Annotated in this window: 8 protein-coding genes; 3 read left to right on the top strand and 5 right to left on the bottom strand. The window is 75.6% G+C overall.

Annotation, left to right across the window (positions count from 1 at the left end):
- From ACI8AF_RS10455 to ACI8AF_RS10435, 5 genes are all read right to left on the bottom strand, one after another.
- Positions 1–1,137 (bottom strand): hypothetical protein (locus ACI8AF_RS10455; RefSeq protein ID WP_456539631.1); only part of this gene is annotated, 1,137 nt, incomplete at its 3' end.
- The gene (locus tag ACI8AF_RS10450; protein WP_456539630.1) at positions 1,134–1,805 is read right to left on the bottom strand and encodes an SCO family protein; all 672 of its coding nucleotides are present in this window, start codon (positions 1,803–1,805) and stop codon (positions 1,134–1,136) included. The genes ACI8AF_RS10455 and ACI8AF_RS10450, both read right to left, overlap by 4 nt.
- Positions 1,802–2,533 (bottom strand): YcnI family protein, encoded by a 732-nt coding sequence (locus ACI8AF_RS10445; RefSeq protein WP_456539629.1) that lies wholly within the window; start codon positions 2,531–2,533, stop codon positions 1,802–1,804. The genes ACI8AF_RS10450 and ACI8AF_RS10445 overlap by 4 nt, the downstream gene beginning before the upstream one ends.
- A 29-nt stretch (positions 2,534–2,562) precedes the next feature.
- Positions 2,563–4,314 carry a copper resistance CopC/CopD family protein gene (locus tag ACI8AF_RS10440; RefSeq protein WP_456539628.1) on the bottom strand — a complete coding sequence of 584 codons (1,752 nt, stop codon included), beginning with the start codon at positions 4,312–4,314 and terminating at the stop codon, positions 2,563–2,565.
- Positions 4,311–4,955, bottom strand: coding sequence for a zf-HC2 domain-containing protein (locus ACI8AF_RS10435; protein ID WP_456539627.1), 645 nt, complete (start codon positions 4,953–4,955; stop codon positions 4,311–4,313). The genes ACI8AF_RS10440 and ACI8AF_RS10435 overlap by 4 nt, the downstream gene beginning before the upstream one ends.
- A 70-nt stretch (positions 4,956–5,025) precedes the next feature.
- On the opposite strand from ACI8AF_RS10435, the gene ACI8AF_RS10430 reads away from it, so the two are divergent.
- The 3 genes from ACI8AF_RS10430 (at position 5,026) to ACI8AF_RS10420 (ending at position 7,322) form a co-directional block, all read left to right on the top strand.
- The gene (locus tag ACI8AF_RS10430; protein WP_456539626.1) at positions 5,026–5,583 is read left to right on the top strand and encodes a sigma-70 family RNA polymerase sigma factor; all 558 of its coding nucleotides are present in this window, start codon (positions 5,026–5,028) and stop codon (positions 5,581–5,583) included.
- A 114-nt stretch (positions 5,584–5,697) separates the two neighbouring features.
- A complete protein-coding gene (locus ACI8AF_RS10425) occupies positions 5,698–6,315 on the top strand; it encodes a DUF47 domain-containing protein (protein ID WP_456539625.1) in 618 nt (205 codons plus the stop codon).
- 5 nt (positions 6,316–6,320) lie between these two features.
- A complete protein-coding gene (locus ACI8AF_RS10420; RefSeq protein ID WP_456539624.1) occupies positions 6,321–7,322 on the top strand; it encodes an anion permease in 1,002 nt (333 codons plus the stop codon).
- Positions 7,323–7,599: the final 277 nt, after the last annotated feature.

Raw genomic sequence — 7,599 nt, 5'->3', positions numbered from 1 at the left:
ACCAGCGCCACCCCCCCCCCCCCCCCCCCCCCCCGCCCCGCCCCCCCCCCCCCCCCCCCCCCCCCGCCCCGCCCCCCCCCCCCCCCCCCCCCCGGCGCCGTCGGGCACCGGGTCGGTGCGGGCCGGGTCGCGGTAGCGCCGGGCCGCGACCACGCCGCTCACCACGAGGCCGGCGCCGAGCGCGACGAGGACGGCCACGGCGGCCCGGGCGAGCCACTGGGGCCCGTTCGACAGCACGTTGGCCGTCCAGAGGACGTCGACGTCCGGCAGGCCCTGGATGAGCAGCAGCCAGCCCATGAGCACGGCCATGAGCCCGGTCATGACGCCGTGGCCGCGCAGCGCCGCCCGCGCACCGAGCACGGCGACCGCCAGCACGAAGACCACCGGCAGCAGAGCGGAGACGATCGCCCCGGTGTGCGTCCCCAGCGACGCCGGCGGCGCGGGGGTCGCCGCCGCGTGCCACAGCGCGGCGGCCGCCCCGACGACGAGCAGCCCGCCCAGCGGCCGCGGGGAACGGCCCAGGGCCCCGGCGAGCACCCCCGCCAGCGCGAGCAGCGCGTAGACCGGCCAGATCACCGCCGGCGAGGGCGGCGGGCTCCAGGTGAGCTCCCCGGCGACGGTGACCTCGTCGCCGCCGTGGACCATCGGGATCTCCCACTGGAACACCCTGTGCGTGCGCGTGGGGTCGGCCGCGACCGCCGGCGGCAGCTGGCCCTCGCTCATCCAGTGGGTGCGGTGGTCGTGCCAGACGTACTCCGGCTGCGTCGACACCTGCTCCCAGTCCGGCTCGGCCGACGGGTCGGCGTTCGGCGGCAGCGTCACGCGCCCGAAGCGGTCCAGGTTGATGTAGGTCGCCGGGCTGTTGGCGTTGCGCCAGACCCCCTCGGGACCAATGCGCAGGTACGGCTCCTCGGAGTACCCGGGCACCAGCACGTCGGTGTTCGTGCCGTTGACCAGCTCGAACTCGTCGCCGAAGGAGAGCACCCGGACGTCGACCCCGGGCATCTCCGGCGTCACGGCGAGCACCCGGCCGTCGTAGTCGCTGCCGGCGGCCCCGCCGCCGACGTGCGCCCGCACCGGGCCGGCCACGAGCAGCGCGGCCAGCACCCCGAGGAGGACGACGAGCAGCCGCCTCACGAGCCCGCCACGGTGGCGAGGTCCTCGGCGATGTCGCGCGGGGTGTTGCCCGCGTCGAAGGCCACGCGCGCCACGTCGTCGTCGCCGTAGAGCAGCAGCAGCGACGAGTGCACCCGGCCCTGCTCCTCGGCCAGCGGCACCCCGGCCGACAGCTGCGCCTGGTCGATCGCCTCCTGGTCGCCGGTCAGCCCGATGAACTGGGTGGGCAGGTCGGCGTCGAAGCGGTCCAGGTACTCCCCCAGCACCGCCGGGGTGTCGGTCGCCGGGTCGGTGGTGACGAACACGACCTGCACCCGCTCGGCCAGCGCCGGGTCGACGTCGCGCAGGGCGACGGCGATGTCGGCCATCGTCGTCGGGCAGACGTCGGGGCAGTTCGTGTAGCCGAAGAACAGCAGCGTCGGCCGGCCCGCGGTGGCGGCGGTGAAGTCGTAGGCGGCCCCGCTCGCGTCGGTGAGCGTGAACGTGGGCTTCTGGTAGGGCGGGTCGAGGTCGACGCCGGCGTAGTCGCCGCGCGGCCCCGTGGCCTCGGCCGGCGCGCCGCCGTGCTCGTGCGCCGCCCCCGCCTGGGACACCTCGGTGCCGCCGGACTCCCCCGACCCGCCGCAGCCGGCCAGCAGGAGCCCTGCCGCGAGCAGGACGGCGAGCCGGCCGCGGACGGAGGAGGTCACGAGGACACGGTACGTCGGCGGTTCAGCACCGCCAGGACGACGCCCGCGACGGCGACCACGAGCGCCAGGATGGAGAGGAACAGCGCCAGCCCGGCCGGCTCGTTCGCCGTCTCGTGCTCCGAGGACGACGAGGCGGTGTCGGTCGCGGTCTCGCCGCTGTCGTGCGACGCGGCGCCGTCGGCGGCGGCGGCCAGCGTCAGCACCGGCGCCGGGCTCTCCGGCTCGGCCTGACCCTCGACGGTCGGCTCGATCCACGCCGACTCCGAGCCGTCGCTGTAGGTCTGCACGGTGGCGAAGGTCAGCGAGTCGGCCTCGGGGAAGCGGCCGAGGGAGAGCGCGAACTCCTGGAACTCACCGGGCCCGATCCCCTCCCCCGGCTCGGCCGCGAACTCGACCACCGACACGGCCTCGCGGATCTGCCCGCCGTGCCCGTCGTCGATCGGCGGGTCGAGCTGGGTGCGGGTCAGCGTCGCCGTCCAGCCCGGCACCGGCTGGGTGCTGACGAACGCGAACGGGGTGTCGGTGGGCAGCTGGATGCGCAGCCGGACCGTGCTGGCCGTGTCGCTCTCGTTGGGCACGCGGAAGACGACCTTGCCGAACCCGCCGGCGGCGGCGTCCGGCGAGGACACGGTGACGTGCGCGGAGGCCACGCCGGTGCCCAGGAGGAGCAGCCCGAGGAGGGCCGCCAGGACGGTGCCGAGCCGGCGGACCGGGGAGGACGTGGACACAGGTCTCCTGTTCATCGAGGGGTCGGGGGTCAGCGGACGGGGAAGTCCGTGCTGGCGGTGCGGGCGGTGAACTCGTCCGTGCGGACGGTCACGGTGAGGGTCCAGGTGCCGTCGGAGGGGATCTGCATGCCGTCGCCCACGTAGTGGCCGGGCCCGGCCGGCTCGAGCTCGACGTCGAGCGGCCCGATCTGCTGCGCGGACTCGGTGAGCGCCACCGTGATCGACGCCGGCTGGACCAGCCGACCGGCGTCGTCGAAGAGGTAGACGTGCAGCGTGTTCGCTCCCGGCCGGGCCGGGTCGACCGAGACCTGCACGGTCCCGGCCTCCCCGGTCGCCCCCTGCAGCGGCAGGGTGACGTCGACCGGCTGGGCGACGGCCTGGGCGGCCGGCGGCGTGCCGACCAGCACGGAGGTCACCCCGAGGACGGCGACGGCGAGCACGAGCTCGACCAGCACCGAGCGCCGGAACGACGGCAGGTCCTCGGCGGCCGAGTCGGCCCGCGCGCGCGTGCGCTCGGCGACGGCGGGGTCGTCGTCCAGCGCCTCGGCGGCGAAGGCGTGCGCGGTCACCCGGCGCCGCGGCCCTTCGACCCCGAGGTGCTGCTGCACCCACACGCGGGACACCCCGGCGACGGCCAGGATCACGGCGACCAGCAGCAGCTTGGCCACGAGCAGCCAGCCGTACGTCGTCTCGACCAGCGCGGCAGGGGAACCGACCTCGCGCACCGACTGCACGATGCCGGTGACGACGAGCGCGACCACCGAGCCGAAGGCCAGCCGCGAGAACCGGGGCAGCGCGGCGGCGAGCTCGTCGGCGGGCACGTCCGGCCGGACCACGCCGGCCAGCAGGCCGGTCAGCCCGCCGAGCCACACCGCCATCGCGGCGACGTGCACGGCGGTGACCGGCAGCGCGAGCCCGGGCCACGCGCCGGCGATGGGGTGCCCGACGGCGGCGGTGGTGACCACCAGCCCCACCGCGGCGGCGGCCGGCGCGGCGAGCGCCCACCCGGCCGGCCGCGTGCCGCGCCGCCAGTACCGGGCCAGCGCGGCGAGCAGGTAGAGCGCCAGCAGCGCGCGGACCACGAGGACGACGCCGTAGCCGCTGCTCGCCGTGGTGCCCAGCAGCGCCGGGTCGAGGGCCGAGCCGAGCCCGGCGCCGGCGGCGTACGGGCCCTGCAGCGCGAAGCCCGCCAGCGCACCGACGGCGACCGCGACGGCGCCGCCCTCGGCCAGCCGGCGCAGCCGCTCCGACCACCAGCCCGCCGGCCAGCAGACGAGGACGAGCACCGGGACGCCGACGGCCAGGGCGATGCCGGCGAAGCCCAGCCACCGGGCCACCGGCAGCGCGGCCGCCACGCCGGGATCGGTCGCGTCGCCGGTCTCGCCGGGCGTCGCCGCGATGAGCTCGCCCTCCCCGACGACGAAGGAGAACGCCCCGGAGATGGGGTGCGAGTCGGCCGAGATGACCCGGTAGGTGACCAGGTAGCCGCCGTCGGGCAGGTCGCCGCGCAGGGGCACCGTGACGACGTCGCCGGAGACCGTGGGCTCCCCCGTGTCGACGCGGGCGTTGTCGGCGTCGAGCACCCGCGCGTACCCGGCCCCCACCGAGACGCCCTCGGTGAAGGTCAGCGTGACCTCCTCGGGAGCGGCGTCCAGCTCGGCGCCCGACTCCGGGGTGGTCGACACCAGCTCGGCGTGCGCCGCGGCCGGCCCGGCGAGGACGACGCCGGCGACCAGCCAGCCGCCGACCAGGGCCAGCAGCAGCGCGACCGCGCGCCTCACGCGACCACCCGGCCGCGCACCGGCGCGCCGGCCGCCCGGCGCCGGCGGCCCCGCCAGGCCATGCCGCTGACCAGCAGCACCCCGGCCAGCAGCAGCAGGTGCGCGACCGCCCGGTCGGCGTGCACGTGGCCGGCGCCGAGGTCACGCACCGTGACGACGGTGAGCAGCGCACCGAAGGTGCCGAGGAACGGCAGCGCCCCCGCGGCCAGCCGCGGCGAGGCGGCCACGGCGAGGAAGGCGGCGGCCACCGCCAGGTTCCACGCCCCGGTCTCGTGCGCCATGTGCACCGGCGCGCTCATCGCCCCACTGCCCCCGGAGAGGGACGGCCAGGCGAGGCCCGCCTGCGCGACCCCGACCGCCAGCAGCGCCAGCCGCAGGGCGGTGGCGACCAGCCGCGACCGGGCCGCCGCCCGCGCGCCCGGCAGCTCGCGGGGCAGCGCGGCCAGGACGCGCGCGGTGAGATCGGGCACATCGGGGGCCGGGGCGAGCCGCACCCGCCGGGTCACGGCCGCGGCGTCTTCGGCCCAGGCGGCGCACGCCGGGCACCCGGCGAGGTGCTCGTCGAGCGCCTGACCAGGCAGTTCGAGGGGCTCGCCGTCGAGCCGGGCGGAGACCGCCTCGCGGTAGGCAGGGCACTGCATGCACCAGTAGTCGTCCCGGCACGGCGTGGGGTTCCCGTCCGCCGCGGATCCGGGGAACGAAGATGGGGACGTGGACGAGCTGGAGCGGATCGCGGCCGACGCCGCCGACGGCGACCCGGTCGCCGCGGCCGCGCTCGTGCGCGCCACCCAGTCCGACGTCTGGCGGCTGTGCGCGGCGCTGGGCGACCCGCAGGCCGCCGACGACCTGACGCAGGAGACCTACCTGCGCGCGTTCGGCGCGCTGCACCGCTTCGAGGGCCGCTCCTCGCTGCGCACCTGGCTGCTGGCGATCGCCCGGCGGGTGTGCGCCGACGCCGTCCGCTCCCGGCGCCGGCGCCGGCTGACCCTCGTGCGGGAGGACGCCGAGCTGGAGGCGCTGCTCCCCGGGGACGGCGCCGACCGGGTCGGCGAGGGCGCCGTCGTCACCGACCTGCTCTCCCGGCTCGACGCCGACCGTCGCGAGGCCTTCGCGCTCACCCAGCTGCTCGGGCTGTCCTACGCCGAGGCGGCCGAGGTCGCGGGCTGCCCGCTCGGGACGATCCGCTCCCGCGTGGCCCGCGCCCGCGCCGACCTGGTGGACGGGCTGGTCGAGCAGGCCGCGGAGGGGGACGACGCCGCGCGGGGGTGAATCCGGCGGGCAGGTGAACGACGGGTGAACGGTGGGCACCTATGCTCCCCGAGGCCTCGGACCGCCAGGCAGGCGGTCGGTGGCCCACCCCGACCGCCATCCCCGGAGCCCCGCGTGCCCTTCAGCCTGTCGCCCAAGGACTCGAGCTTCTACCCGCTCTTCACCGCCTCGGCGGAGAACCTCGTCGCGGCGACGAACGTCCTGTCCGAGTTCGTCCACGACCACGCCCGCCGGACCGAGCTCGCCGAGCAGCTGCGCGAGCTCGAGCACACCGGCGACCAGTCGACCCACGCGATCTTCCGGCAGCTGAACACCAGCTTCGTGACGCCGTTCGACCGCGAGGACATCTACAACCTCGCCAGCGACCTCGACGACGTCATGGACTTCGTCGAGGCCGCCGCCGACCTGGTGATCCTCACCGGCCTCGGCACGCTGCCGCCGGAGATGAGCCAGCAGACCGCGCTGCTGCAGCGCGCGGCGCAGACCACCGCCGAGGCGATGCCGCGGCTGCGCACCATGAAGGACCTCTCCGACTACTGGATCGAGGTCAACCGCATCGAGAACGAGGCGGACAAGCTCTACCGCCGGCTGATCTCCCGCCTCTACAGCGGCGAGTTCGACGCCTTGGAGATCCTCAAGCTCAAGGAGGTCGCGGACCAGCTCGAGGAGGCCGCCGACGCCTTCGAGCACGTCGCCAACGTGGTCGAGACGATCGCCGTCAAGGAGTCCTGACCGCCGTGGACGCGGCCTTCGTCGCGCTCGTCGTCATCATCGTGGTGGCGCTGGCCTTCGACTACACCAACGGCTTCCACGACGCGGCCAACGCGATCGCCGTCGCCGTCTCCACCAAGGCGCTCACCCCGCGGGTCGCCCTGGCCCTCGCCGCGGTGATGAACCTCGTCGGCGCGCTGCTCTCGACCGAGGTCGCCAAGACCGTCGGGGCGGGGATCATCGACGCGCCGCAGGGCACCGAGGGGCTGGAGATCGTCTTCGCGGCCCTCATCGGGGCCATCACCTGGAACCTGATCACCTGGTGGTTCGGGCTGCCGTCGTCCTCGTCGCACGCGCTGATCGGCGGCCTGGTCGGCGCCGCGATCGCCGCGGCGCACACCGTGCAGTGGCTCGGGGTCTTCGACAAGGTCGTCATCCCGATGATCGTCTCGCCGCTGGTCGGCTTCGGGCTGGGCTACCTGTTCATGCTGCTGATCCTGTGGCTGTTCCGGAACGCCAACGTGACCAAGGCCAACCGCGGGTTCAAGACCGCGCAGATCTTCAGCTCGGCGACCATGGCGCTCGGCCACGGCATGCAGGACGCCCAGAAGACGATGGGCATCATGACGCTGGCGCTGTTCACCGCCGGCGAGATCGACGACTTCACCGTGCCGTTCTGGGTGGTGCTCGCGGCGGCCGCGGCGATCAGCGCCGGCACCTACGCGGGCGGCTTCCGGATCATGCGCACGATGGGCCGGCGGATCATCCAGCTCACCCCGGCCGGCGGGTTCGCCGCGCAGACCGTCGCCTCCAGCGTCATGGTGACGACGGCGACGGTGTTCGCCGTCCCGGTGTCGACGACGCACATCACGACCACCTCGATCATGGGCGTCGGCGCGACCCGCCGGCTCTCCGCGGTCCGGTGGGGCGTGGCCGGCAACATCGTCGTCGCCTGGATCGTCACCCTGCCGGCGGCGGGCCTGGTCGCGGCGCTGGCGTACTGGATCACCAACCTGTTCGTGGGCTGACCCAGGCTGCCCCCGTAGGCCGGGGTCCACGATCCGCGCCGACGGCCTCCGGTCCGCCCGCGGGTGATCCCACCTGCCGGGACACCGCCCGGCAATTGTCGATCGGCCTGGTAGACATAGAGCCGTGGCGGTGACAGCGGTGCTCCTCGTGGGGCGGATCCACGTCGACCTGCTGCGCGTCTGCACCGCGACCTGTCCGGGCTGCTGACTCCCCGCGCCCGACGGGCGCCTCTGCACACCGCTCGCTCCCGCGGCCAGGCCCGGCCGCGCGCACATC

Source organism: Blastococcus sp. SYSU D00669, from assembly GCF_054050715.1.
Note: the sequence above shows the minus strand (reverse complement) of the source record. Positions and strands in the feature narration are given on the sequence as shown.

Excerpts from the sequence above, each read along its gene's own strand:
- ACI8AF_RS10435 (WP_456539627.1), bottom strand. The coding sequence starts at position 4,955 with ATGCAGTGCCCTGCCTACCGCGAGGCGGTCTCCGCCCGGCTCGACGGC.